General features: G+C 63.8%; 21 protein-coding genes. 8 read left to right on the plus strand and 13 right to left on the minus strand.

The features are described from left to right. Nucleotides 1-81: 81 nt before the first annotated feature. A complete protein-coding gene (miaE, locus tag JZZ72_RS12410; RefSeq protein ID WP_043863067.1) occupies nucleotides 82-687 on the minus strand; it encodes a tRNA-(ms[2]io[6]A)-hydroxylase in 606 nt (201 codons plus the stop codon). A gap of 159 nt (nucleotides 688-846) precedes the next feature. Between miaE and JZZ72_RS12415 the strand changes: the two genes are divergently transcribed. Beyond that, nucleotides 847-1,713, plus strand: a complete 867-nt coding sequence (locus JZZ72_RS12415) for a universal stress protein (RefSeq protein ID WP_043863068.1) — start codon at nucleotides 847-849, stop codon at nucleotides 1,711-1,713. Nucleotides 1,714-1,797: 84 nt separating this feature from the next. Here JZZ72_RS12415 and JZZ72_RS12420 read toward each other — a convergent pair whose 3' ends face one another. Next, nucleotides 1,798-2,265 carry a DUF1289 domain-containing protein gene (locus JZZ72_RS12420; RefSeq protein WP_043863069.1) on the minus strand — a complete coding sequence of 156 codons (468 nt, stop codon included), beginning with the start codon at nucleotides 2,263-2,265 and terminating at the stop codon, nucleotides 1,798-1,800. Between the two features lie 406 nt (nucleotides 2,266-2,671). On the opposite strand from JZZ72_RS12420, the gene acnB reads away from it, so the two are divergent. After that, nucleotides 2,672-5,281 carry a bifunctional aconitate hydratase 2/2-methylisocitrate dehydratase gene (gene acnB / locus JZZ72_RS12425; protein WP_054915695.1) on the plus strand — a complete coding sequence of 870 codons (2,610 nt, stop codon included), beginning with the start codon at nucleotides 2,672-2,674 and terminating at the stop codon, nucleotides 5,279-5,281. Between the two features lie 133 nt (nucleotides 5,282-5,414). Here acnB and prpD read toward each other — a convergent pair whose 3' ends face one another. The 6 genes from prpD to JZZ72_RS12455 all read right to left on the minus strand — a co-directional run bounded on the left by prpD (nucleotide 5,415) and on the right by JZZ72_RS12455 (nucleotide 13,848). Next, on the minus strand, nucleotides 5,415-6,899 hold the full coding sequence (gene prpD / locus JZZ72_RS12430) for a 2-methylcitrate dehydratase (protein WP_210014518.1): 1,485 nt from the start codon (nucleotides 6,897-6,899) through the stop codon (nucleotides 5,415-5,417). 51 nt (nucleotides 6,900-6,950) lie between these two features. Continuing rightward, nucleotides 6,951-8,141, minus strand: a complete 1,191-nt coding sequence (prpF, locus tag JZZ72_RS12435) for a 2-methylaconitate cis-trans isomerase PrpF (RefSeq protein ID WP_054915693.1) — start codon at nucleotides 8,139-8,141, stop codon at nucleotides 6,951-6,953. A gap of 134 nt (nucleotides 8,142-8,275) precedes the next feature. Further along, nucleotides 8,276-10,864, minus strand: a complete 2,589-nt coding sequence (gene acnD, locus JZZ72_RS12440) for a Fe/S-dependent 2-methylisocitrate dehydratase AcnD (protein ID WP_100634720.1) — start codon at nucleotides 10,862-10,864, stop codon at nucleotides 8,276-8,278. Between the two features lie 194 nt (nucleotides 10,865-11,058). Then, entirely contained in the window at nucleotides 11,059-12,186 is a 1,128-nt protein-coding gene (gene prpC, locus JZZ72_RS12445; protein WP_043863074.1) for a bifunctional 2-methylcitrate synthase/citrate synthase, read from the minus strand. A 58-nt stretch (nucleotides 12,187-12,244) separates the two neighbouring features. After that, nucleotides 12,245-13,135, minus strand: a complete 891-nt coding sequence (gene prpB / locus JZZ72_RS12450; protein ID WP_043863075.1) for a methylisocitrate lyase — start codon at nucleotides 13,133-13,135, stop codon at nucleotides 12,245-12,247. Continuing rightward, nucleotides 13,132-13,848: a GntR family transcriptional regulator gene (locus JZZ72_RS12455; RefSeq protein WP_043863076.1), complete on the minus strand. Its 717-nt coding sequence runs from the start codon at nucleotides 13,846-13,848 to the stop codon at nucleotides 13,132-13,134. Before JZZ72_RS12455 ends, prpB begins: the two co-directional genes overlap by 4 nt. 210 nt (nucleotides 13,849-14,058) lie before the next feature. On the opposite strand from JZZ72_RS12455, the gene rloA reads away from it, so the two are divergent. The 4 genes from rloA (at nucleotide 14,059) to pabB (ending at nucleotide 18,565) form a co-directional block, all read left to right on the plus strand. Further along, nucleotides 14,059-14,595, plus strand: coding sequence for a retropepsin-like aspartic peptidase RloA (gene rloA, locus JZZ72_RS12460; protein ID WP_043863077.1), 537 nt, complete (start codon nucleotides 14,059-14,061; stop codon nucleotides 14,593-14,595). A 5-nt stretch (nucleotides 14,596-14,600) separates the two neighbouring features. Then, nucleotides 14,601-16,133 carry an osmotic stress tolerance membrane protein RloB gene (rloB, locus tag JZZ72_RS12465; RefSeq protein WP_043863078.1) on the plus strand — a complete coding sequence of 511 codons (1,533 nt, stop codon included), beginning with the start codon at nucleotides 14,601-14,603 and terminating at the stop codon, nucleotides 16,131-16,133. Next, nucleotides 16,133-17,113 carry an alpha-L-glutamate ligase-like protein gene (locus JZZ72_RS12470; protein WP_210014519.1) on the plus strand — a complete coding sequence of 327 codons (981 nt, stop codon included), beginning with the start codon at nucleotides 16,133-16,135 and terminating at the stop codon, nucleotides 17,111-17,113. Before rloB ends, JZZ72_RS12470 begins: the two co-directional genes overlap by 1 nt. A gap of 108 nt (nucleotides 17,114-17,221) precedes the next feature. After that, nucleotides 17,222-18,565 carry an aminodeoxychorismate synthase component I gene (gene pabB, locus JZZ72_RS12475; RefSeq protein ID WP_210014520.1) on the plus strand — a complete coding sequence of 448 codons (1,344 nt, stop codon included), beginning with the start codon at nucleotides 17,222-17,224 and terminating at the stop codon, nucleotides 18,563-18,565. A 65-nt stretch (nucleotides 18,566-18,630) separates the two neighbouring features. Here pabB and thrH read toward each other — a convergent pair whose 3' ends face one another. Next, entirely contained in the window at nucleotides 18,631-19,248 is a 618-nt protein-coding gene (gene thrH, locus JZZ72_RS12480; RefSeq protein ID WP_043863081.1) for a bifunctional phosphoserine phosphatase/homoserine phosphotransferase ThrH, read from the minus strand. A gap of 128 nt (nucleotides 19,249-19,376) precedes the next feature. Here thrH and JZZ72_RS12485 point away from each other — a divergent pair, with 128 nt between their 5' ends. After that, entirely contained in the window at nucleotides 19,377-20,111 is a 735-nt protein-coding gene (locus JZZ72_RS12485) for a phosphoadenylyl-sulfate reductase (protein WP_054915690.1), read from the plus strand. 156 nt (nucleotides 20,112-20,267) lie between these two features. Here the strand turns inward: JZZ72_RS12485 and cysB are convergent, their stop codons facing one another. The 3 genes from cysB to JZZ72_RS12500 all read right to left on the minus strand — a co-directional run bounded on the left by cysB (nucleotide 20,268) and on the right by JZZ72_RS12500 (nucleotide 22,864). Next, complete coding sequence (gene cysB, locus JZZ72_RS12490; protein WP_043863083.1) at nucleotides 20,268-21,242, minus strand: HTH-type transcriptional regulator CysB; 975 nt, start codon at nucleotides 21,240-21,242, stop codon at nucleotides 20,268-20,270. Nucleotides 21,243-21,366: 124 nt separating this feature from the next. After that, nucleotides 21,367-21,864 carry a universal stress protein gene (locus tag JZZ72_RS12495; RefSeq protein ID WP_043863084.1) on the minus strand — a complete coding sequence of 166 codons (498 nt, stop codon included), beginning with the start codon at nucleotides 21,862-21,864 and terminating at the stop codon, nucleotides 21,367-21,369. Nucleotides 21,865-21,955: 91 nt separating this feature from the next. Then, complete coding sequence (locus JZZ72_RS12500; RefSeq protein WP_043863085.1) at nucleotides 21,956-22,864, minus strand: 5'-nucleotidase; 909 nt, start codon at nucleotides 22,862-22,864, stop codon at nucleotides 21,956-21,958. Nucleotides 22,865-23,147: 283 nt separating this feature from the next. Between JZZ72_RS12500 and JZZ72_RS12505 the strand changes: the two genes are divergently transcribed. Next, complete coding sequence (locus JZZ72_RS12505; protein WP_043863086.1) at nucleotides 23,148-24,224, plus strand: 3-deoxy-7-phosphoheptulonate synthase; 1,077 nt, start codon at nucleotides 23,148-23,150, stop codon at nucleotides 24,222-24,224. Nucleotides 24,225-24,288: 64 nt separating this feature from the next. Here the strand turns inward: JZZ72_RS12505 and JZZ72_RS12510 are convergent, their stop codons facing one another. Beyond that, complete coding sequence (locus JZZ72_RS12510; protein ID WP_043863087.1) at nucleotides 24,289-24,570, minus strand: GNAT family N-acetyltransferase; 282 nt, start codon at nucleotides 24,568-24,570, stop codon at nucleotides 24,289-24,291. Nucleotides 24,571-24,620: the final 50 nt, after the last annotated feature.

Consider the following 24,620-nt stretch of genomic DNA (forward strand, 5'->3'; position numbering starts at 1 on the left):
TGCGGCGCCCGTATCGCGGGTCGAGCCCGCTCCCACAGGATGGGTCCATTAGCCGTGGGAGCGGGCTTGGCCCGCGATGCTTCAGGCCGGCACGCCGCTATGGAAGCGAAACTCCACGTCCGGCGTGGTGATCAGTTCGGCTTCCACCTCGCGCACCCGCTCCACGGTGCGCTCCACATCCGCCGCCTCGCCATACTGATACGCCAGCTTCAGGTACCCCTGGTAATGGCGCGCCTCGCTCTTGAGCAGCCCGTGGTAGAACTTGCCCAGTTCCTCGTCCAGGTGCGGCACCACCGCAGCAAAGCGCTCGCAGCTGCGCGCCTCGATGAACGCGCCGACCACCAGCGTGTCCACCAGCTTCACCGGCTCGTGCGCGCGCACCACCTTTCGCAGCCCCGAGGCATAGCGCCCTGCCGACAATGGGCGCAAGGCCACCTTGCGCTTCTTCATCAGGCGCAGCACCTGCTCGTGATGCACCAGCTCCTCGCGGGCCAGGCGCGACATCATGTTGATCAGGTCGACATGCGTGTTGTACTTGGCAATCAGGCTCAGCGCCGTGCTGGCGGCCTTGAACTCGCAGTTCTTGTGGTCGATCAGCATCGTCTCCTGGTCGGCCAGGGCGGCATCGACCCAGGCATCCGGGGTGCGGCAGGCGAGGAAGGCTTCGATTTCGGGAATAAGGGACATAGGCTCACAAACGGGCATGGGGTGTCGACAAGACCGGCGATTATACCGGCGGCAGTGGCGATCACCAGTGACTATGCTTGATGCATATCAACATCCACCGCATCCGGGGCGCCGACTATAGTCAGGCATCGCATGCCATTGTCGAAGGAGTTCTCCCTCATGCTTTTAGAAGTTCGCAGCATTCTGGTGGTGCTCGACCCCGACCACGCCCACAGCAAGGCCCTGACCCGCGCCAAGCTGATCGCCGGCGTCACCAAGGCACGCCTGCACCTGCTGATGTGCGACAAGAAGCAGGACCACAGTGCCCTGCTCAGCCTGCTCGCCAGCCAGTTGCACGACGATGGCTACGACAATGTCACCTATGAGCAGGCCTGGCACGACACCCTGCACGAGTCGATCATCGACGTGCAGAAAGCCGAAGGCTGTGAGCTGGTGATCAAGGAACACCGGCCGGAAAACGCGCTGAAGAAGTTCCTGCTGACGCCTTCGGACTGGAAACTGCTGCGCCAGTGCCCGTGCGCGGTGCTGATGGTCAAGACCGAGCGCCCCTGGACCGGTGGCGTGATTCTGGCGGCGGTGGACGTGGGCAACGACGATCAGGAGCATCGCAAGCTGCACGCCAGCATCATCGACCACGGCTATGCCATTGCCAGCGTGGCCAAGGGCAACCTGCACGTGATCAGCGCCCACCCCTCGCCCATGCTCTCGGCGGCGGACCCGGTGTACCAGCTCAAGGACACCATCGAGAAGAAGTACCGCGACGAATGCGCTGCGTTCCAGGCCGAATTCGATATCGCCGACGATCGCCTGCATGTGGCCGAAGGCCCGGCGGACGTGCTGATTCCGCACACGGCTAAAAAGTACGAAGCCGTGGTGACGGTGATGGGTACGGTGGGGCGTAGCGGGATTACCGGTGCGCTGATCGGCAACACCGCCGAGGTGGTGCTCGATTCGCTGGAATGCGATGTGCTGGTGCTCAAGACCGAGGACCAGGTGAAGCACCTGGACGAGCTGGCCAGAGGCTGAAGACCCCATCGCGGGTCAAGCCCGCGCCCACAGGGTAAGCGGTGATCCAGTGGGCGCGGGCGTGACCCGCGATGGGAACACCGCTTAACCCAGCGCATCCTTGAGAAAGCCCGGCGCGATGTAGCGCTGATAATGCGCCTCGGACAACAGAAAGAATTCCCGATCGATGGCATCGCGCAGCTCGGGCAGCTCCCAGTCGCGAAACTCCGGCAGCAGCACCATCCCGTACGCTTCCAGCTCGCGAATCACCCGCGCGCCCCGCGCAATCAGCTGATAAGCCCAGCAATACTCGGACTGATGCGGCACGAATCGAATCTTGCGCAGCTCCAGCTGGCCGCGCAGCTTGTCGGCGTCGAACACCTCCAGCTTGGCCGCCATCACCTGCACCAGCAGGTGTTCCAGGCGCAGCCACACCGCACGCTTTTCATCGTCGTTGTAGCCGTTCCAGTGGATCACCTCATGGTGAAAACGCTTGCACCCGCGACACACCAGGTCCCCGTAAACCGTGGAACACAGGCCGACACAAGGCGTTTTTATTGACTGATTGGACATGAAAGATTCAACGGCATGGCGATGGAACAGACGGCCATGTTAGCCCTTTGTCTAACGGGGGTCACGCCGTAAAGTCGTTGCAATCGCCTTACCTTTGGCGCGTTTTTACCGTAGAATCATCCGGCCTTTTTAAGGCAGCAATGTCCGTTAGAAGCTGTTTTCAAAGCGTCACGAGCACAGTTGATCCGGTAGAACGGCGTTGGCTCGGGGTATTCGAACATCGAATGCACCGCGCCAGCCCTCATCAGCCTCCGTTCTACAGGCGTAAAACTTTGAAAGCAGCTTCTGTAAGGATGTCCTGCAACCCTGGCTACGCGGCTCAAAAAGCCGTATTGCGCATGGGTGCCGGCCATTCTGGATGAGCGTCCCGGACACCCATTTGGGACCACTGATGAGGGTAATAACTGTGCTTGAAGCCTACCGCAAACACATCGAAGAGCGTGCCGCCCAGGGTATCGTGCCCCAGCCGCTTAACGCCGAACAAACCGCAGGCCTGGTCGAGCTGCTGAAGAATCCCCCCGCTGGCGAAGAAGCCGTCCTCGTCGACCTGATCACCAACCGCGTACCACCAGGAGTGGACGAAGCCGCCTACGTCAAGGCCGGTTTCCTGTCGGCGGTCGCCAAGGGCGAAGCCACCTCCCCGCTGATCAGCAAGCAGCGCGCCGTTGAACTGCTGGGCACCATGCAGGGCGGCTACAACATCGCCACCCTGGTCGAGCTGCTGGACGACGCCGAACTGGCCGCCGTTGCCGCCGAACAGCTCAAGCACACCCTGCTGATGTTCGACGCCTTCCACGACGTGGCCGAAAAAGCCAAGAACGGCAACGTTCACGCCAAGGCGGTACTGCAGTCCTGGGCTGACGGCGAGTGGTTCAAGAAGCGTCCGACCCTGGCCGACAAGATCAGCCTGCGCGTCTTCAAGGTCACCGGCGAAACCAACACCGACGACCTGTCCCCTGCCCCGGACGCCTGGTCGCGCCCTGATATCCCGCTGCACGCCCTGGCCATGCTGAAAATGGCCCGCGACGGCATCGTGCCGGACGTGCAAGGCGCCATCGGCCCGATGAAGCAGATCGAGCAGATGCGCAACGAAGGCTTCCCGATCGCCTACGTCGGTGACGTGGTCGGTACCGGTTCCTCGCGTAAATCGGCGACCAACTCGGTGCTGTGGTTCTTCGGCGACGACATCCCTTACGTGCCGAACAAGCGCGCTGGCGGTTTCTGCTTCGGCTCCAAGATCGCCCCGATCTTCTACAACACCATGGAAGACGCCGGCGCCCTGCCGATCGAATTCGACGTGTCGAACATCCACATGGGCGACGTGATCGACCTGTACCCGCACGCCGGCAAGGTGTGCAAGCACGGTACCGACGAAGTCATCACCACCTTCGAGATGAAAACCCCCGTGCTGCTGGACGAAGTCCGCGCCGGTGGTCGTATCCCGCTGATCGTCGGCCGTGGCCTGACCGAGAAGGCGCGCGCCGAGCTGGGCCTGGGCCCGACCGACCTGTTCAAGCTGCCTGAAGCACCTGTCGACACCGGCAAGGGCTACACCCTGGCCCAGAAGATGGTCGGCAAGGCCTGCGGCCTGCCAGTGGGCAAGGGCGTTCGTCCTGGCACCTACTGCGAACCGAAGATGACCACCGTCGGCTCCCAGGACACCACCGGTCCGATGACCCGTGACGAACTGAAAGACCTGGCGTGCCTGGGCTTCTCGGCCGACCTGGTCATGCAGTCGTTCTGCCACACCGCGGCCTATCCGAAGCCGATCGACGTGACCACCCACCACACCCTGCCGGATTTCATCCGCACCCGTGGCGGCGTGTCCCTGCGTCCAGGCGACGGCATCATCCACAGCTGGCTGAACCGCATGCTGCTGCCGGACACCGTCGGTACCGGTGGTGACTCGCACACCCGCTTCCCGATCGGCATCTCGTTCCCGGCCGGTTCCGGCCTGGTCGCCTTCGCCGCTGCCACTGGCGTGATGCCACTGGACATGCCGGAGTCGGTACTGGTGCGCTTCAAGGGCAAGCTGAACCCAGGCATCACCCTGCGTGACCTGGTTCACGCCATCCCTTACTACGGCATCCAGAAAGGCCTGCTGACCGTCGAGAAGAAAGGCAAGATCAACGCCTTCTCCGGCCGCATCCTGGAAATCGAAGGCCTGGACGACCTGACCGTGGAACAGGCATTCGAACTGTCCGACGCCTCGGCCGAACGTTCGGCTGCCGGTTGCACCATCAAGCTGCCTGAAAAAGCCATTGCCGAGTACCTGAAGTCGAACATCACCCTGCTGCGCTGGATGATCAGCGAAGGCTACGGCGATGCGCGCACCATGGAGCGCCGTGCACAGGCGATGGAAGCCTGGCTGGCCAAGCCCGAGCTGCTGTCGGCCGACGCCGATGCCGAGTACGCCGAAGTCATCGAGATCGACCTGGCCGATATCAAGGAGCCGGTTCTCTGCGCTCCTAACGACCCGGACGACGCTCGCCTGCTGTCCAGCGTCCAGGGCCAGAAGATCGACGAAGTGTTCATCGGTTCGTGCATGACCAACATCGGTCACTTCCGCGCTGCCGGCAAGCTGCTGGACAAGGTCAAGGGTCAGCTGCCAACCCGTCTGTGGCTGTCGCCGCCGACCAAGATGGACGCTCACCAGCTGACCGAGGAAGGCTACTACGGCATCTACGGCAAGGCTGGCGCGCGCATGGAAATGCCGGGCTGCTCGCTGTGCATGGGTAACCAGGCACGCGTAGAGCCGAACTCGACCGTTGTGTCGACGTCGACCCGTAACTTCCCTAACCGTCTGGGCGATGGTGCCAACGTGTTCCTGGCCTCCGCCGAACTGGCTGCCGTTGCCTCGATCCTGGGCAAGCTGCCAACCGTCGAGGAGTACATGGAGTACGCGGCGAATATCGACAGCATGGCTGCCGACATCTACCGCTACCTGAGCTTCGACCAGATCGCCGAGTTCCGTGAAGCCGCTGCGAACGCCAATATCCCGGTCGTTCAAGCGTAAGCTGACTTAGCGTGAAAAGAAGCCCCGCCAATTGGCGGGGCTTTTTGTTGTCTTCCGAAAAGCTTCGCCGGCAAGGCCGGCTCCTGCAGGTTAGCGACGCGTGTAGGAGCCGGCCTTGCCGGCGAAGCGCCCCTCAGATCACGAACAGATCCATGAACCGATGCACCGCCGTCGCCTCAAGCCTCGCCTGATCCTTGCACAGCGCAAGGATCTCGGCCGAACGCTGCGCAGTAAACCGCGTCGCCAGGTTGGCCTTGAACTTGTCCTCCAGCAGCGGGATGCCCTGGGCGCGCCGGCGCCGGTGCCCGATGGGGTACTCCACCACCACCTGTTCGGTGCTCGAGCCGTCGGTGAAGAACACCTGCACCGCGTTGGCGATCGAGCGCTTGTCGGCCTCCAGGTACTCGCGACTGAAACGCGGGTCTTCGACGATCACCATCTTCTCGCGCAAGCGGTCGATGGTCGGGTGCGCCGCATGGAAATCATCTTCGTAATGCTCGGCCACCAGGTTGCCGAAGATCAGCGGCACCGCCGTCATGTACTGCAGGCAGTGGTCCCGGTCCGCCGCGTTGGCCAGCGTGCCGACCTTGGAAATGATGCGAATCGCCGACTCATGGGTGGTGATCACGATGCGCTCGATTTCATGCAGGCGATTGCGCACCTGCGGATGCAGGGTCACCGCCGCCTCGCAGGCGGTCTGCGCATGGAACTCGGCCGGAAAGCTGATCTTGAACAGTATGTTCTCCATCACGTAGCTGCCGAACGGCTGCGACAGGCTGAACTCGCGCTTGCCCTCGGGCTTGAGCGCCAGGTCCTTGTTGGTATGGCTGAACAGCACGTCATAGAAGCCCCACTGCGGCGCGGTGAGCACGCCGGGGATGCCCATCTCGCCGCGCAGGGCGATGTCCGCCAGGCGCACCCCGCGACTCGACGCATCACCGGCCGCCCACGACTTGCGCGAGCCGGCATTGGGGGCATGGCGGTAGGTGCGCAGCGCCTGGCCATCGACAAAGGCCTGGGACAGGGCCGCCAGCAACTGCTCGCGATTGGCGCCCATGAGCCGGGCGCACACCGCCGTGGATGCGACCTTGACCAGCAGCACGTGGTCCAGGCCCACCCGGTTGAAAGCGTTTTCCAGCGCGAGCACGCCCTGGATCTCGTGAGCCATGATCATGGCCTCGAGCACCGTGTGCAGGGTCAGCGGCGCGTCGACGTTGGCCACGCGCTTTTGCGAGAGGTGGTCGGCCACCGCGAGGATGCCGCCGAGGTTGTCGGAGGGGTGACCCCATTCTGCGGCCAGCCAGGTATCGTTGTAGTCCAGCCAGCGCACGATGCAGCCGATGTCCCAGGCCGCCTTGACCGGGTCGAGGCGGTACGCGGTGCCGGGCACCCGCGCGCCATGGGGCACCACGGTACCCTCCACCAGCGGCCCCAGGTGCTTGGTGCACTCGGGAAAGCGCAGCGCCAGCAGGCCGCAACCCAGGGTGTCCATCAGGCAGTTGCGCGCCGTGTCCAGCGCCTCCCCCGGCTCGGCCCTGAAGTGCAGGACATAGTCGGCAATGTCCTGCAGGACCCGGTCGTAGTCGGGGCGGTCGTTCAGGTCAACATTGGCACTCATTGTCGTCTCTCTGTTCACATGGGGTGAAAGGAGAGCCGAGCACCGCTGCCTCTAGAAGGTATCGCCAGGTACGCGTACCCAACCCTCCATCAGCACGCGAGCGCTGCGGCTCATGATTGCTTTGGTAACGGTCCAGTCGCCATTCACCTGGCGCGCCTCGGCGCCCACGCGCAAGGTGCCCGAGGGGTGACCGAAGCGCACGGCGCTGCGCTCGCCGCCACCGGCAGCAAGGTTGACCAGGGTGCCGGGGATGGCCGCCGCGGTGCCGATGGCCACCGCTGCCGTACCCATCATGGCGTGGTGCAGCTTGCCCATCGACAACGCACGCACCAGCAGGTCGATATCGCTCGCTGCCACGGTCTTGCCGCTGGACGACTGGTAGTCGGCCGGCGCTGCCACGAACGCCACCTTGGGCGTGTGCTGGCGCTGCGCGGCCTGCTCGACGTGCTCGATCAGGCCCATGTGCACGGCGCCGTGGGCACGGATGGTTTCGAAACGCGCCAGGGCCTCGGGGTCGCCGTTGATTGCGTCCTGCAGCTCGGTGCCGGTGTAGCCCAGGGCCTGGGCGTCGATGAAGATGGTCGGGATGCCGGCGTTGATCAGGGTTGCCTTGAAGGTGCCGACACCGGGCACCACCAGGTCGTCGACCAGGTTGCCGGTGGGGAACATCGAGCCGCCCGCGCCGTCTTCGTCGGCGGCCGGGTCGAGGAATTCGAGCTGCACCTCGGCGGCCGGAAAGGTCACGCCGTCGAGTTCGAAGTCGCCGGTTTCCTGCACTTCGCCTTCGGTGATCGGTACGTGGGCGATGATGGTCTTGCCGATGTTGGCCTGCCAGATGCGCACCACAGCCACACCATTGCGCGGGATGCGACTGGCGTCGACCAGGCCGGCGCTGATGGCGAACGAGCCGACTGCCGCCGAGAGGTTGCCGCAGTTGCCGCTCCAGTCGACGAAGGCCTTGTCGATGGCGACCTGGCCGAACAGGTAGTCGACGTCGTGCCCGGGCTTGATGCTGCGCGACAGGATGACCGTCTTGCTGGTGCTGGAGGTGGCCCCGCCCATGCCGTCGATCTGCTTGCCGTAGGGGTCGGGGCTGCCGATAACCCGCAGCAGCAGCGCATCGCGCGCGGCGCCGGGGAGCTGGGCGGCTTCGGGCAGGTCTTCGAGGTTGAAGAACACGCCTTTGCTGGTGCCGCCACGGATGTAGGTGGCGGGGATTCTGATCTGGGGTACGTGTGGCATGGAAACATGTGTCCTCTGGAATACAACACAATCCTGTGTAGGAGCCGGCCTTGCCGGCGAAGGGGCTGGTACATCAATGCACCCTGCGTCGCTCCCTTCGCCGGCAAAGCCGGCTCCTACAGGTCAGGTGTACGTCAAGCCACCGACGACTCGAGGAAGTCCTGGGCAAAGCGCTGCAGTACACCGCCCGCCTCGTAGATCGACACCTCTTCCGCCGTGTCCAGACGGCAGGTCACCGGCACCTCCAGGCGCTCGCCGTCACGCCGCGTGATCACCAGGGTCAAGGTGGCCCGCGGTGTCCGCTGCCCCACCACGTCATAGGTCTCGCTGCCATCGATACCCAGGGTCTTGCGGTCGGTGCCCGGCTTGAACTCCAGCGGCAACACGCCCATGCCCACCAGGTTGGTACGGTGGATACGCTCGAAGCCCTCGGCCACGATGGCCTCGACACCGGCCAGGCGCACGCCCTTGGCCGCCCAGTCGCGTGACGAGCCCTGGCCATAGTCGGCACCGGCCACGATGATCAGCGGCTGCTTGCGCTGCATGTAGGTCTCGATGGCCTCCCACATGCGCGTCACCTTGCCCTCCGGCTCGATACGCGCCAGCGAACCCTGCTTGACCTTGCCGTTCTCCTGCACCATCTCGTTGAACAGCTTGGGGTTGGCGAAGGTCGCGCGCTGCGCGGTCAGGTGGTCGCCACGGTGGGTGGCGTAGGAGTTGAAGTCCTCTTCGGGCAGGCCCATCTTCGCCAGGTACTCGCCTGCGGCGCTGTCGAGCATGATCGCGTTGGACGGCGACAGGTGGTCGGTGGTGATGTTGTCCGGCAGCACCGCCAGCGGGCGCATGCCCTTGAGCGAGCGCTCGCCTGCCAGCGCGCCTTCCCAGTACGGCGGGCGACGGATGTAGGTGCTCATGGCGCGCCAGTCGTACAGCGGGTCGACCTTGGGTCCGGTGTCTTCGTGCACGGCGAACATCGGGATGTACACCTGGCGGAACTGCTCCGGCTTGACCGCAGCCTTGACCACTGCATCGATCTCTTCGTCGCTGGGCCAGATGTCCTTGAGGCGGATTTCCTTGCCGTCCACCACGGCCAGCACGTCCTTCTCGATATCGAAACGGATGGTGCCGGCAATGGCGTAGGCCACCACCAGCGGCGGCGAGGCCAGGAAGGCCTGCTTGGCATACGGATGGATACGCCCGTCGAAGTTGCGGTTGCCCGACAGCACGGCGGTGGCGTACAGGTCGCGGTCGATGATTTCCTGCTGGATCACCGGGTCCAGAGCGCCGGACATGCCGTTGCAGGTGGTGCAGGCAAACGCCACGATGCCGAAGCCCAGCTGCTCCAGCTCATCCTCCAGGCCCGCTTCTTTGAGGTACAGGGCCACGGTCTTGGAGCCTGGCGCCAGCGACGACTTGACCCACGGCTTGCGCGTCAGCCCCAGCCTGTTGGCATTGCGCGCCAGCAGCCCGGCAGCGATCACGTTGCGCGGGTTGCTGGTGTTGGTGCAACTGGTGATGGCAGCGATGATCACCGCGCCGTCAGGCATCTGCCCCGGCACCTCTTCCCATTGCCCGGCAATGCCCCTGGCAGCCAGCTCGCTGGTGGCCACCCGCGCATGCGGGTTGGACGGGCCGGCCATGTTGCGTACCACGCTCGACAGGTCGAACTGCAGGCCACGCTCGTATTCGGCATTGACCAGGCTGTCGGACCACAAGCCGGCGACCTTGGCGTAGGTTTCCACCAGCTTGACCTGGGCGTCTTCACGACCGGTGAGCTTGAGGTAATCGATGGTCTGCTGGTCGATGGAGAACATCGCCGCCGTCGCGCCGTATTCGGGGGCCATGTTGGAGATGGTCGCGCGATCGCCCAGGGTCAACGCACGAGCGCCCTCGCCGTAGAACTCGAGGTAGGCGCCGACCACCTTGGCCTTGCGCAGGAACTCGGTGAGCGCCAGCACCACGTCGGTGGCGGTGATGCCTGGCTGCGGCTTGCCGGTGAGCTGCACGCCGACGATTTCCGGCAGGCGCATCCAGGACGCACGACCCAGCATCACGTTCTCGGCCTCCAGGCCGCCGACGCCGATGGCGATCACGCCCAGGGCATCCACGTGGGGGGTGTGGCTGTCGGTACCGACGCAGGTATCGGGATAGGCCACGCCCTGCTCGGCGTGGATCACCGGCGACATCTTCTCCAGGTTGATCTGGTGCATGATGCCGTTGCCGGGCTGGATCACATCGACGTTCTTGAACGCCTTCTTGGTCCAGTTGATGAAGTGGAAGCGGTCTTCGTTGCGACGGTCTTCGATGGCGCGGTTCTTCTCGAACGCCTGCGGGTCGAAGCCGCCGCACTCCACGGCCAGCGAGTGGTCGACGATCAGTTGCACCGGCACCACCGGGTTGACCTGGGCCGGGTCGCCGCCCTTGTCGGCGATGGCGTCACGCAGGCCGGCAAGGTCAACCAGTGCGGTCTGGCCAAGGATGTCATGGCACACCACGCGGGCCGGGTACCAGGGGAAGTCGAGGTCGCGCTTGCGCTCGATCAGTTGGCCGAGCGAGGCATCGAGGGTTGCCGGGTCGCAGCGGCGCACCAGGTTTTCGGCCAGTACGCGGGAGGTATAGGGCAGCTTGTCGTAGGCGCCGGGGCTGATGGCGTCGATGGCGGCGCGGGCGTCGAAGTAGTCGAGCGTGGTGCCCGGCAGGTGCTTGCGAAATTCAGTATTCATGGACGCGGGACTCAATCACGGATAAGTCGGCGGTGCGCAGCAACGATGGGAAACCTGTAGGAGCCGGCCTTGCCGGCGAAACGGTAGAAGAGACACCGCAGTGCTTCCTTCGCCGGCAAGGCCGGCTCCTACAACAGCAACGCCGGCCTCTCCAAAGGCAAGGCCAGCGCCTTCATCGGTACTGCACGCCAGTCTCAGCGTTGTTCGATTGGCACGAACTTGCGCTGTTCGACGCCGGTGTATTCGGCGCTCGGGCGGATGATGCGGTTGTTGGCACGCTGCTCGAACACATGCGCCGCCCAGCCGGTCAGGCGCGAGCAGACGAAGATCGGGGTGAACAGCTTGGTCGGGATACCCATGAAGTGGTAGGCCGAGGCATGGTAGAAGTCGGCATTGGGGAACAGTTTCTTCTGTTCCCACATGGTCTTGTCGATGGCTTCGGACACCGGGTACAGCACGGTGTCGCCCACCTCGTCGGCGAGCTTCTTCGCCCAGCCCTTGATCACTTCGTTGCGCGGGTCGGACTCCTTGTAGATGGCATGCCCGAAGCCCATGATCTTGTCCTTGCGCTCGAGCATGCCGAGGGTGCCGGCAACGGCTTCCTGCGGGGTCTTGAAGCGCTCTATCATTTCCATCGCGGCCTCGTTGGCACCACCGTGCAGCGGCCCGCGCAGCGAGCCGATGGCCGCCGTCACGCACGAGTACAGGTCCGACAGGGTCGAGGCACACACCCGGGCAGTGAAGGTCGAGGCGTTGAATTCGTGCTCGGCGTACAGGATCAGCGAAACGTTCATCACCTTGACGTGCAGCTCGCTCGGCTTCTTGCCGTGCAACAGGTGCAGGAAGTGCCCGCCCAGGGTGTCTTCGTCGCTGGTGCAGTCGATGCGCACGCCATGGTGGCTGAAGCGGTACCAGTAGCACATGGCCGCCGGGAACAGCGCCAGCAGGCGGTCGGTCTTCTCGTGCTGCAGGCCGAAGTTGAGCTCCGGCTCCAGGGTGCCGAGCACCGAGGAGGCGGTACGCATCACGTCCATCGGGTGGGCGGTGACCGGAATGCGCTCAAGCACTTCCTTGAGCGCCTGGGGCAGGTCGCGCAGCGCCTTGAGCTGGTGCTGGTACTCGCTCAGCTCGGCCTGGGTCGGCAACTCCCCGTACAGCAGCAGGTAGGCGACCTCTTCGAACAGCGCGTGCTCGGCCAGGTCGCGAACGTCATAGCCACGGTAGGTCAGGCCGGCGCCGGCCTGGCCCACGGTCGACAGTGCGGTTTGCCCGGCCACCTGACCACGCAGGCCGGCACCACTGAGTACTTTTGCTTCGGCCATTGGTTTTCTCCACTTTTGAATTTGTTATGGGAATCGGCTAATTGCGGTGTGCTGCGGTTCAGCTCTTCTTCTGAGCGAACAGTGCGTCGAGCTTCTGCTCGAACACGTGGTAGTCGATGGCATCGTAAAGCTCCATGCGAGTCTGCATGGTGTCGATGACGTTTTTCTGCGTGCCGTCGCGGCGCAGCGCGGTGTAGACGTTCTCGGCCGCCTTGTTCATGGCGCGGAACGCCGACAGCGGATACAGCGCCAGCGACACGTCGGCCGAGGCCAGCTCTTCGGTGGTGTACAGCGGCGTGGCGCCGAATTCGGTGATGTTGGCCAGGATCGGCGCCTTCACGCGGTTGGCGAAGGTCTTGTACATCGACAGCTCGGTGATGGCCTCGGGGAAGATCATGTCGGCACCGGCCTCGATGCACGCCGCAGCGCGATCCAGCGCGGCCTCCAGGCCTTCTACCGCCAGGGCGTCGGTACGCGCCATGATCACGAAGCTGTCGTCGGTACGCGCATCCACGGCCGCCTTGATGCGGTCGACCATCTCCTGTTGCGAGACGATTTCCTTGTTCGGACGATGGCCGCAGCGCTTGGCGCCCACCTGGTCCTCGATATGAATGGCGGCGGCGCCGAACTTGATCATCGAGCGGACCGTGCGCGCCACGTTGAACGCCGACGAACCGAACCCGGTGTCCACGTCCACCAGCAGCGGCAGGTCGCACACGTCGGTGATGCGGCGCACGTCGGTCAGCACGTCATCCAGACCGGTGATGCCCAGGTCGGGCAGGCCCAGCGAGCCTGCCGCCACACCGCCACCGGAGAGGTAGATGGCCTTGAACCCGGCGCGCTTGGCCAGCAGCGCATGGTTGGCATTGATGGCGCCGACGACCTGCAGCGGGTGCTCGGCGGCGACTGCATCGCGAAAACGCTGGCCGGGACTGCTTTTCTGACTCATGACTCACCTCGTGGGCTAGGGGCGGTGGCGTCTTTGTAATGACGCTCGATATTGCGCTTGGATGCGCCGATGTGGCGGCGCATCAGTAATTCGGCCAGCTCGCCGTCACGGTCGGCGATGGCATCGAGAATCCGGTGGTGTTCGGCGAACGCCTGGTGCGGGCGGTTGGGCGTGGCGGAGAACTGGATGCGGTACATGCGCACCAGCTGGTACAGCTCGCCGCACAGCATCTGCACCAGGGTGCGGTTGCCGCTGCCCTGGATGATGCGGTAGTGGAAGTCGAAGTCGCCCTCCTGTTGGTAGTAGCCCACCCCGGCCTGGAACGCGGCATCACGCTCATGGGTGTCGAGCACCCGGCGCAACTCGTCGATCTCGGCTACGCTCATGCGTTGGGCGGCCAGGCGGCAGGCCATGCCCTCGAGGGACTCGCGAATCTCGTACAGTTCGATCAGCTCGGCATGGCTCAGCGACACCACCCGCGCCCCTACGTGCGGCACCCGCACCAGCAGGCGCTGGCCTTCCAGGCGATGGATGGCCTCGCGCAGCGGGCCGCGGCTGATGCCGTAGGTACGCGCCAGCTCCGGCTCGGAGATCTTGCTGCCGGGGGCGATCTCGCCCTTGACGATCGCGGCCTGGATGCGCCGGAAGACGTTTTCGGAAAGCGTCTCCGAATCTTCCTGAAGGGGGGCGGAGGCTTGGGCTGCATCCAGCATATTGTCGACACCTTGAAAATCTGTAGGGCCAAAACTAGCTAATTAAGCCACCCCAGTCAAAGACAAATTCAATATTGTCGACAATCGTCTAAGAACGAACTTCGTGTCTGTCGGTGTTGTCTGACTCCAGCCGCTGGCATCGACACACCAGCGTGGTAGAATGCCGCCGCCTCTGAGGGGGCAAACCCCCACAGCATCGCGTCAGGATTTATGAGACTCACACCCTTTCTACTGTTACTCAGCCTCTGTGGGCTGCCTGCCCTGAGCCAGGCGGCAGACAAGACTGTCTATGGCCTCAATGAATATGCCCGCCTTGTCGATATCGACCTCGAGGTTGCGGCCAAGCTCGACACCGGGGCCAAGACCGCCTCGCTGAGCGCGCGCGATATCAAGCGCTTCAAGCGCAACGGCGAATCGTGGGTGCGCTTCTATCTGGCAATTGACGCAGCCCATTCGCATCCGATAGAACGACCACTGGCTCGTGTCAGCAAGATCAAGCGACGCGCCGGTGACTACAACCCGGACGAAGGCAAGGCCTATACCTCCCGCCCGGTGATCGCGCTGAATATCTGCATGGGTACGGCCCTGCGCAGCATCGAAGTGAACCTGACCGACCGCAGTGCCTTCCAGTACCCGCTACTGATCGGCTCCGAGGCGCTCAAGCACTTCGACGCGCTGGTCGACCCAAGCCTTAAATACGCTGCCGGCAAACCTGCCTGCGCCACTGACGCTCATACCGCAGAGTAATTTCGATGCGCTCTCTTACCCTTCATCTGAAAGTCCTGATCACCCTCCTGGTGTTGCTGGGTGTGTCGATCACGGCGTACCAGATCTTCATGCTCGGCATCCCGGTGACCGAAGACGAAACCGACGACCTGTGGAACATCGATGCCAAGGTCGAGTTCGTCGCCAGCCCCAAGGACCCGATCAAGATCCAGATGTTCGTGCCGCCATTGAGCAACGACTATGTCAGCCTCAATGAGAGCTTCATCTCCAACAACTACGGCGTGAGCGTCAACCGTGTCGATGGCAACCGCAAGGTGACCTGGTCGGCGCGGCGCGCCAAGGGCAACCAGACCCTCTACTACCGCCTGGTACTGACCAAGCGCTACAGCAGCGAAAAGGTCAAGATCAAGGGCCCGACCTTCCGTGACAGCCAGCCGGTCGAAGGGCCGGAGAAGATCGCCGCCGAAGCGTTGATGGCACCTATCCGCCAGCACTCGGCCGACGTCGAGACCTTCGTCAGCGAGACCATCAAGCGGGTCAACAACCCCAACGACGACAACGTCAAGCTGCTGCTGGCCGGCGATGCCTCTTCGCTGAACAAGGCCAAGGTCATCGACCTGCTGCTGTCGATCGCCCACGTACCGGTGGAGAAGGTGCACACCATCCGCCTGCTGGCCGACCAGCCGCAGAGCCCGGAACTGTGGCTGCGCAGCTTCAACGGCAACGACTGGCTGTACTTCAACCCGGACACCGGCGAGCAGGGCCTGCCGGCCGACCGCCTGCTGTGGTGGACCGGCGATGACCCGCTGATCACCGTCGATGGCGGCAAGAAGGTCAACGTCAGCTTCAGCCTGAACAACAGCGAGATGAACGCCATCCGCCTGGCCAAGCTGACCGACGAGAACACCGACGCCGACTTCCTCGAATACTCGCTGTACGGCCTGCCGCTGCAGACCCAGCAGACCTTCATGATCATGGTGATGATCCCGATCGGCGTGCTGGTGATCCTGGTGCTGCGCAACCTGATCGGCCTGCAGACCCTGGGTACCTTCACCCCGGTGCTGATCGCCCTGGCCTTCCGTGAGACCCAGCTGGGCTTCGGTATCGCCCTGTTCACGGTGATCACCGCGCTGGGCCTGACCCTGCGCTCCTACCTCGAACACCTGAAGCTGCAGATGCTGCCGCGCCTGTCGGTGGTACTCACCTTCGTGGTGGTGCTGATCGCGGCCATCAGCCTGTTCAGCCACAAGCTGGGCCTGGAGCGCGGGCTGTCGGTGGCACTGTTCCCGATGGTGATTCTGACCATGACCATCGAACGCCTGTCGATCACCTGGGAGGAACGCGGCGGCGGCCACGCCATGAAAGTCGCCATCGGCACCCTGTTCGCCGCCTCGGTCGCGCACCTGCTGATGAGCGTGCCCGAACTGGTGTACTTCGTGTTCACCTTCCCGGCGGTGCTGCTGATTCTGGTGGGCTTCATGCTGGCGATGGGTCGCTACCGCGGCTACCGCCTGACGGAGCTGGTGCGCTTCAAGGCCTTCGTGAAGGCTGACGCCTGATGTTCGGCCTATGGAAAACCTGGAAGGCCCTGGAAGCCCGGGGCATCATGGGTATCAACCGGCGCAACGCGGACTACGTGCTCAAGTACAACAAGCGCAACCTGTACCCGATCGTCGACGACAAGATCATCACCAAGGAGCGGGCGATCAAGGCCGGCATCCACGTGCCGGAAATGTACGGGGTGATCTCCACCGAAAAGGACATCGACAAGCTCGACGAGATCATCGGCGGGCGCAGCGACTTCGTCATCAAGCCGGCGCAGGGCGCCGGTGGTGACGGCATCCTGGTGATCGCCGACCGCTTCGAGAACCGCTACCGCACGGTGTCCGGCAAGATCATCACCCACGAGGAAATCGAGCACCAGGTATCAAGCATCCTCACCGGGCTGTATTCGCTGGGTGGCCATCGCGACCGCGCGCTGATCGAGTACCGGGTAACCCCGGACCAGATCTTCAAGAGCATCAGCTACGAAGGCGTGCCGGACATCCGCATCATCGTGCTCATGGGCTACCCGGTCATGGCCATGCTGCGCCTGCCCACGCGCCAGTCCGGCGGCAAGGCCAACCTGCACCAGGGCGCCATCGGCGTGGGTGTGGACCTGGCGACCGGCCTGACCCTGCGCGGTACCTGGCTGAACAACATCATCAGCAAGCACCCCGACACCACCAATGCGGTGGACGGCGTGCAACTGCCCAACTGGGACGGCTTCATGAAGCTAGCCGCCGGCTGCTATGAACTGTGCGGCCTGGGCTACATCGGCGTGGACATGGTGCTGGACCAGGACAAGGGCCCGCTGATCCTGGAACTCAACGCCCGCCCCGGCCTGAACATCCAGATCGCCAACGATTGCGGCCTGACCCTGCGCACCCACGCCGTCGAGGCGCACCTTGAGGAACTGGCCAGCGATGGCATCAAGGAAAGCGTCGAAGAGCGCGTGCGCTTCGCCCAGGAACTGTTCGGCCACATCCCGGCGCAGTAATCTGCCACCGCCCTGGCGCAGCAGCGCACAGGGCGGTCGCCGATCCGCTAGGAGCATCGCCTGCACAGGGCTACAATGCTCGCCCCGCCTCGACAGCTGTTCACCCGAATGCCGACCTGCACACTTCACCCCCTGCCCTACCAGGCCGACCCGGCCGCCTACTTTGCCCGTATCCGCCAGGCACCTGGCGCCGTGCTGCTCGACAGCGCGCGGCCTGGCGCCGTGCGTGGGCGCTTCGACCTGCTCAGCGCCTGGCCACTGTGCACGCTGACCCCGGGCGCCGAAGAAGACGGCCAGCACTACCTGCAGCGCCTGCGCGAGCAACTGGCCGGGCTTGGGCGCGCGCACTTGCCGGCAGGTGTCGAGCTGCCGTTCGCCGGCGGCCTGATCGGCTACCTGAGCTACGACTTCGGCCGGCGCCTGGAGCGCCTGCCCGCCATTGCCTGCGACGACCTGGGGCTGGGTGACGCAAGCCTGGGGCTGTATGCCTGGGCACTGATCAGCGACCATCAGCTGCAGCGCAGCCAGCTGGTGTTTCATCCGGCGCTGCCCGCCACCGAACGCGAGCGCCTGGTGGCACTGTTCGAGCACGACGCCGCGACGGCAACCGGCGCATTCAGGCTTGCGGCGCCAATGCGCGGCGACCTCGCAGCCGAGGATTACCGTCAGGCGTTCGAGCGGGTGCAGCAGTACATCCATGCCGGCGACTGCTACCAGATCAACCTTACCCAACGCTTTCGCGCACCCTGCCAGGGCGACCCGTGGACGGCCTACCAGGCGCTGCGGGCTGCCTGCCCTACGCCCTTCTCCGGCTATCAGGTACTGGCCGATGGCAGCGCGCTGCTGAGCTTCTCGCCCGAGCGCTTCATCAGGGTCAGCCAGGGCGAGGTCGAAACCCGCCCGATCAAGGGCACCCGTGCGCGCAGCGCCGACCCCGTGCAGGATGCCGCCAATGCTGCCGAGCTGCTGGCCAGCACCAAGGACCGCGCCGAGAACCTGATGATCGTGGACCTGCTGCGCAACGACCTGGGGCGCAGCTGCGCTACCGGCTCGGTGCAGGTGCCGGAGCTGTTCAGCCTGGAGAGCTACCCCAACGTGCACCACATGGTCAGCAGCGTGACCGGACGCCTGGCACCGGGCAAGGATGCGCTGGACCTGATAGCCGGCAGCTTCCCTGGCGGCTCGATCACCGGGGCGCCGAAGATTCGGGCGATGCAGATCATCGACGAACTGGAGCCGAGCCGACGTGCACTGTATTGCGGCTCGCTGCTGTATGTGGACGTGCGCGGGGAGATGGACAGCTCGATCGCCATCCGCAGCCTGCTGGTGAAGGACGGCCAGGTGTGCTGCTGGGGAGGCGGTGCGGTGGTGGCGGACTCGCAATGGGAGGCGGAGTACGAGGAGTCGATCACCAAGGTCAGGGTGTTGCTCCAGACCCTGCAGGGCCTCTAGAACGCTTCGCCGGCAAGGCCGGCTCCTACAGCGTGCAGGAGCCGGCCTTGCCGGCGAAGGCGGTATTACAGGCTCAACGACCTGTTCGAGGCCTTGATGAACTCTTTCTTCAGCGCCTCGAAATCATGCACCGCCGGGAACTGCGGGAACTCGCGAATCACGTTTTCCGGCGCATGGAACAGGATGCCTGCATCCGCCTCGCCCAGCATGGTGGTGTCGTTGTACGAGTCACCCGCCGCGATCACCCGGTAGTACAGGCTCTTGAATGCCAGCACCGACTGGCGCTTGGGGTCTTTCTGGCGCAGTTGGTAGCCGGTCACACGATCGCTCTGGTCGGTGATCAGGCGGTGGCACAGCAAGGTCGGGAAACCCAGCTGGCGCATCAGCGGCTGCGAGAATTCGTAGAAGGTGTCGGACAGGATCACCACCTGGAAACGCTCGCGCAACCAGTCCACGAACTCGATGGCGCCGTCCAGCGGCTTGAGCGTGGCAATCACTGCCTGGATGTCGGAGAGCTTGAGGCCATGCTCATCCAGGATGCGCAGGCGCTGCTTCATCAGCACGTCGTAATCGGGAATGTCGCGGGTGGTGGCCCGCAACGATTCGATTCCGGTTTTTTCCGCAAAGGCGATCCAGATCTCCGGGACCAGTACACCTTCCAGGTCGAGACAGGCAATTTCCACAGCTCACTCCTCGAACAACGCTAAAAATGGAAGGCGCACTCTACAGGCGCGCCGTCTAACCCGGCAATTTTTGTTAACATTCGCCCATTACGAGCGCCAAGCGCCATTCAATGACCGGAAGCCGCCTGATGAGCCAACCCTTCGACGTCGCCGCCCTCGCCGCGACCTATGCCAACAAGTCCCCGCAGGACATCCTCAAGCTCGCCTTCGAACACTTCGGCGACGACCTGTGGATCTCCTTCAGTGGCGCAGAAGACGTGGTGCTGGTGGACATGGCCTGGAAGCTGAACAAGAACGTCAAGGTGTTCAGCCTCGACACCGGCCGCCTGCATCCGGAAACCTACCGGTTCATCGACCAGGTGCGCGAGCAGTACAAGCTGCCGATCGAGATACTTTCCCCCGATCGCAGTGCACTCGACCCCTTCGTGAAGGAAAAGGGCCTGTTCAGCTTCTACAAGGACGGCCACGGCGAATGCTGCGGCATCCGCAAGATCGAGCCGCTGCGCCGCAAGCTGAGCACCGTCAGCGCCTGGGCCACCGGCCAGCGCCGCGACCAGAGCCCGGGCACCCGCAGCCAGGTGGCCGCGCTGGAAATCGACAGCGCCTTCTCCACCCCCGAGCGCACCCTGTACAAGTTCAACCCGTTGGCGCAGATGAGCAGCGAAGAGGTGTGGGGCTATATCCGCATGCTCGAGCTGCCCTACAACAGCCTGCATGAACGCGGCTTCATCAGCATCGGCTGCGAACCCTGCACGCGCCCGGTACTGCCCAACCAGCACGAGCGCGAAGGCCGCTGGTGGTGGGAGGAGTCGACTCAGAAGGAATGCGGGCTGCACGCCGGCAACCTGATTACCAAGGGCTGAACATGCACACCCTGAGCGCAGCACCTGGCCCCACCTGCCAGACATTGCGTCAGCAGTAAGGGCATCGTGGCCAGTGGCTGGGCTACCTGCTCGCGGGGCTATCTGCAGGAGCGCCTTCAGGCCACCGTGCTGGCGGCCTGAAGGCACTGCAAGGGCTTAATGCACTGGCAGTTCGACGCCAGCGAACAGCTCTTCGAGTTCCTGCTTGTTGTGGCACTGGATGGCCTTGGCCATCACTTCACGGGTCAGGTGGGGCGCGAACTTCTCGATGAAGTCGCACATGAAACCACGCAGGAAGGTGCCACGACGGAAACCGATCTTGGTGATGCTGGACTCGAACAGCTCACTGGCATCGAGCACCACCAGGTCGTTGTCGAGCTTGGTGTCCACCGCCATCTTGGCCACGATGCCCACGCCCAGGCCCAGGCGCACGTAAGTCTTGATCACGTCGGCATCGGCCGCGGTGAACACCACCTTGGGGGTCAGGCCGCGATGGCTGAAGGCTTCGTCGAGCTTGGAGCGGCCAGTGAAGCCGAACACATAGGTCACGATCGGGTATTCGGCCAACGCCTCCAGGGTGAGCTTGGGCAGCTTGGTCAGGGGGTGACCCTGCGGCACCACCACGCAACGATTCCAACGGTAGCACGGCATCATCACCAGATCACCGAACAGCTCCAGGGCCTCGGTGGCGATGGCGAAGTCGACGGTACCGTCAGCCGCCATCTCGGCGATCTGCATCGGCGAGCCCTGGTGCATGTGCAGCGCCACTTCAGGGTATTGCTTGATGAACGAACTGATCACCGGCGGCAGGGCGTAGCGTGCCTGGGTGTGGGTGGTGGCGATCGACAGGGTGCCCTTTTTCTCGTTGGAGAATTCCTGGGCGATCTGCTTGATGCTCTCGACCTTGCGCAGAATCTCGCCGGCGGTGGTGATGATGCGCTCACCTGCCGGGGTCACGCGGGTCAGGTGCTTGCCGCTGCGGGCGAACACTTCCACACCCAGCTCGTCTTCCAACAGGCGAATCTGCTTGCTGATCCCCGGCTGGGAGGTATACAGGCTCTGCGCTGTCGCGGAGACGTTGAGGTCGTGGTGCGCCACTTCCCAGATGTAGCGCAATTGTTGAAGCTTCATAGGTATCCCTCAAATCAACTGGGCGTCACCGGCAGCAGCGACGAGTTATAACTATATTAGTGGTTTGAAGAATAAATCTAGAACTATTTCTTCAGCTTTCTTACAACGTCCTACACCGCCTCCCCTATGACTTGCGCCGCCCCAGGTACTGCGCCAGGGGCACCATGTACACAGGCACCGGCGACAGCTGAAGGACGCGTACCGCCGTGCGCCCCAAGGGGATCTCGCTACCGGCGCCCTGGCTGTGGCTGCCGACGATCAGCAGGTCGACGCTCAGGCGCTGGGCCTGCTCCAGGATCACGTCGGCCGGGTCGCCCTGGCGTACCCGCACCGCGCGGATCAGCGCCAGGTCTTCCTTCTCGCCCAGTTCATCCTGAAAGTTCTCCAGCACCCGCTGTTCGATGTTCGCCATCACGGTATTGAGCGCCCGACCGCGCATATGGGACAGGGTATGTTCATCAAGGTAGCTTTCCAGCAGCGATTCGGCGAACTGGCCCATCGGTTCCACGGCATGGACCACGTACAGTTCGGCGCTGAAGCTGCGTGCCAGCGCCAGCGCGTGTTGCATGACATAAGGGGAGTAACAACCGAGGTCGGTGGCACACAGCATCGAACGGATCATTTGACCTCCTAGCTGCCGATACGGCAGGGCAAGGTTCAGCTTAGCAGCGCCAAAACGACGCGCAGAGCCGTCCGGCGCCCTGCCAGGCGGCCTAGCCGGGGGTACGTTCGTTGCTGATGCCGTGGGGCACATGGCCGGTGGCGACCACTGCACTGGCGCGTTCGCAGTGCCCTGCCTGGTCGTCGAAGAACACATCGGCCGCGAACGCCTCGAGAAACGCCGACTTGTCCAGGCCGCCGAGAAACAGCGACTCGTCCAGGCGAATGTCCCATTCGCGCAAGGTGCGGATGACCCGCTCGTGGGCCGGCGCCGAGCGCGCCGTCACCAGTGCGGTGCGAATCGGACAGGCGCCACTGGGGAACTCTTTCTGCAGCACGTTGAGCGCCGCCAGGAAGGCCTTGAACGGCCCGCCGCGCAGCGGCTCGCGGGCCGACTCGCGCTCGCTGGCCTGGAACGCCTCCAGGCCGCCGAGCTGATAGACGCGCTCGGACTCGTCGGAAAACACCACTGCATCGCCATCGAAGGCGATACGCAGCTCCGCGCTGGCCGCACGCCGTGCCCCGCCGGAAAGGATGGTGGCAGCGGCAAAGCCGGCGTCCAGTGCGCGGCGCACATCTTCTGCATCGGTGGACAGAAACAGGTGACAACCAAAGGCGGCCAGGTACGGATACGGACTGCGCCCGCCAACGAAGGCTGCCCGCGAGATACCCAGGCCATAATGCTCGATGGAATTGAACACCCGCAGCCCGGTGTCGGCGCTGTTGCGTGACACCAGCACCACCTCGACCCGGGCCTGGCCGAGGCTGGCATTGAGGCCCAGCAGCTTTTCCACCAACGGGAACGCATCACCCGGTTGCAGGTATTCGTCTTCGTGCTCGATCTGGTACTGGCGGTAGGCTTCGACACCCTCGGCCAGGAACAGTCGATGGCTCTCGCTGAGGTCGAACAGTGCCCGTGATGAAATGGCTACCACCAGTTTGTCGCCAAGGCCTTTGCTCATCGCCGCTCTGCTCCGCACTGCCCTGCATCGGGCGCCATAAGGTCAAACAATCGACACACTATCAGCCCGGGCGCTGCCGCCCGCAACCTGCGAGCGTGTCGGGTGACGGCACTTTTGATCAGAAAAGCCCATACCAATGGGCCAAAGCGGCAGGAAAGCGGGCCCTGCCCATTGTCGAATCACGGTGTAACGCGCTAAGGTTCGGCACCCCGCCGCGTTCAATCATGCTGCTCCGCCGCGCGGGTAGCTGGCGGCCGGCACCCGTGACCTGACGAGTAACACGATGGCTGATTTACCGATCGACGACCTTAACGTTGCCTCCAACGAGACCTTGATCACCCCCGATCAGCTCAAGAAGGACATTCCACTCAGCGCCACCGCCCTGCAGACCGTGACCGCGGGCCGCGAAGTGGTACGCAATATCCTCGACGGCAAGGACCACCGCCTGTTCGTGGTGATCGGCCCCTGCTCGATCCATGACCTCAAGGCCGCACACGAATACGCCGAGCGCCTGAAGGTGCTGGCCGCCGAAGTCGCCGACACCCTGTACCTGGTGATGCGTGTGTATTTCGAGAAGCCGCGCACCACGGTGGGCTGGAAGGGCCTGATCAACGACCCGTACCTGGATGACTCGTTCAAGATCCAGGACGGCCTGCACATCGGTCGCCAGCTGCTGCTGGACCTGGCGGAAATGGGCCTGCCCACCGCCACCGAAGCCCTCGACCCGATCTCCCCGCAGTACCTGCAGGACCTGATCAGCTGGTCGGCGATCGGCGCGCGCACCACCGAATCCCAGACCCACCGCGAGATGGCCTCGGGCCTGTCTTCGGCCGTCGGCTTCAAGAACGGTACGGACGGCGGCCTGACCGTGGCGATCAACGCACTGCAATCGGTTTCCAGCCCGCACCGTTTCCTGGGCATCAACCAGGAAGGTGGCGTATCCATCGTCACCACCAAGGGCAACGCCTACGGTCACGTGGTGCTGCGCGGCGGCAACGGCAAGCCCAACTATGATTCGGTCAGCGTCGCCCTGTGCGAGCAGGCCCTGGCCAAGGCCAGGATCAAGCCGAACATCATGGTCGACTGCAGCCACGCCAATTCCAACAAGGACCCGGCCCTGCAACCGCTGGTGATGGACAACGTGGCCAACCAGATCCTCGAAGGCAACGAGTCGATCATCGGCCTGATGGTCGAAAGCCACCTCAACTGGGGCTGCCAGGCCATCCCCAAGGACCTTGCCGAACTGCAGTACGGCGTGTCGATCACCGATGCCTGCATCGACTGGGAAGCCACCGAGAAGTCCGTGCGCAGCATGCGCGCCAAGCTCAAGGACGTGTTGCCCAAGCGCAACCGCGGCTGAAAGCCATCAACGAAAACGCCGGGCAATGCCCGGCGTTTTCGTTTTCAACAGGGTGTCAGCAGGCTCAGGCCTTGTTGGAATGCTTTTGATGACGTTCCATGTAGCGCTCGACATAGGAGCACGAGGGGATCACGGTGTAGCCCATGTCCTCGGCATAGGCGAGGGCCTTTTCGGTCAGCGCCGCAGCGATGCCTCGCCCACGCAGCGCATTGGGCACGAACGTGCGGTAGATATCCAATGTCTGCTTACCCAGGTCCATGTAGGTCAGGTAGGCACGATGACCGTCCACATTGGTCTCGAACTGATGACCAGCCTGGTCATGGTGGATGGACAACGCCTCGCTCATCACTACTCCTCGCGGGTCTTCTCGTCAGACCCTTACCTTACCGATGTTTG

The sequence above is a fragment of the Pseudomonas palmensis genome (assembly GCF_017848315.1).
GTDB lineage: Bacteria > Pseudomonadota > Gammaproteobacteria > Pseudomonadales > Pseudomonadaceae > Aquipseudomonas > Aquipseudomonas palmensis.

What these genes read in the sequence shown, in the direction of transcription:
- cysB (WP_043863083.1), bottom strand. Translation starts at nt 21,242, where the DNA reads ATGAAGCTTCAACAATTGCGCTACATCTGGGAAGTGGCGCACCACGAC.
- pabB (WP_210014520.1), top strand. Translation starts at nt 17,222, where the DNA reads ATGCCGACCTGCACACTTCACCCCCTGCCCTACCAGGCCGACCCGGCC.
- JZZ72_RS12470 (WP_210014519.1), top strand. Translation starts at nt 16,133, where the DNA reads ATGTTCGGCCTATGGAAAACCTGGAAGGCCCTGGAAGCCCGGGGCATC.
- rloB (WP_043863078.1), top strand. Translation starts at nt 14,601, where the DNA reads ATGCGCTCTCTTACCCTTCATCTGAAAGTCCTGATCACCCTCCTGGTG.
- prpB (WP_043863075.1), bottom strand. Translation starts at nt 13,135, where the DNA reads ATGAGTCAGAAAAGCAGTCCCGGCCAGCGTTTTCGCGATGCAGTCGCC.
- rloA (WP_043863077.1), top strand. Translation starts at nt 14,059, where the DNA reads ATGAGACTCACACCCTTTCTACTGTTACTCAGCCTCTGTGGGCTGCCT.
- JZZ72_RS12510 (WP_043863087.1), bottom strand. Translation starts at nt 24,570, where the DNA reads ATGAGCGAGGCGTTGTCCATCCACCATGACCAGGCTGGTCATCAGTTC.
- JZZ72_RS12420 (WP_043863069.1), bottom strand. Translation starts at nt 2,265, where the DNA reads ATGTCCAATCAGTCAATAAAAACGCCTTGTGTCGGCCTGTGTTCCACG.
- JZZ72_RS12415 (WP_043863068.1), top strand. Translation starts at nt 847, where the DNA reads ATGCTTTTAGAAGTTCGCAGCATTCTGGTGGTGCTCGACCCCGACCAC.
- prpF (WP_054915693.1), bottom strand. Translation starts at nt 8,141, where the DNA reads ATGCCACACGTACCCCAGATCAGAATCCCCGCCACCTACATCCGTGGC.
- miaE (WP_043863067.1), bottom strand. Translation starts at nt 687, where the DNA reads ATGTCCCTTATTCCCGAAATCGAAGCCTTCCTCGCCTGCCGCACCCCG.
- prpD (WP_210014518.1), bottom strand. Translation starts at nt 6,899, where the DNA reads ATGAGTGCCAATGTTGACCTGAACGACCGCCCCGACTACGACCGGGTC.
- JZZ72_RS12455 (WP_043863076.1), bottom strand. Translation starts at nt 13,848, where the DNA reads ATGCTGGATGCAGCCCAAGCCTCCGCCCCCCTTCAGGAAGATTCGGAG.
- JZZ72_RS12500 (WP_043863085.1), bottom strand. Translation starts at nt 22,864, where the DNA reads ATGAGCAAAGGCCTTGGCGACAAACTGGTGGTAGCCATTTCATCACGG.
- JZZ72_RS12505 (WP_043863086.1), top strand. Translation starts at nt 23,148, where the DNA reads ATGGCTGATTTACCGATCGACGACCTTAACGTTGCCTCCAACGAGACC.
- JZZ72_RS12485 (WP_054915690.1), top strand. Translation starts at nt 19,377, where the DNA reads ATGAGCCAACCCTTCGACGTCGCCGCCCTCGCCGCGACCTATGCCAAC.
- JZZ72_RS12495 (WP_043863084.1), bottom strand. Translation starts at nt 21,864, where the DNA reads ATGATCCGTTCGATGCTGTGTGCCACCGACCTCGGTTGTTACTCCCCT.
- acnD (WP_100634720.1), bottom strand. Translation starts at nt 10,864, where the DNA reads ATGAATACTGAATTTCGCAAGCACCTGCCGGGCACCACGCTCGACTAC.
- prpC (WP_043863074.1), bottom strand. Translation starts at nt 12,186, where the DNA reads ATGGCCGAAGCAAAAGTACTCAGTGGTGCCGGCCTGCGTGGTCAGGTG.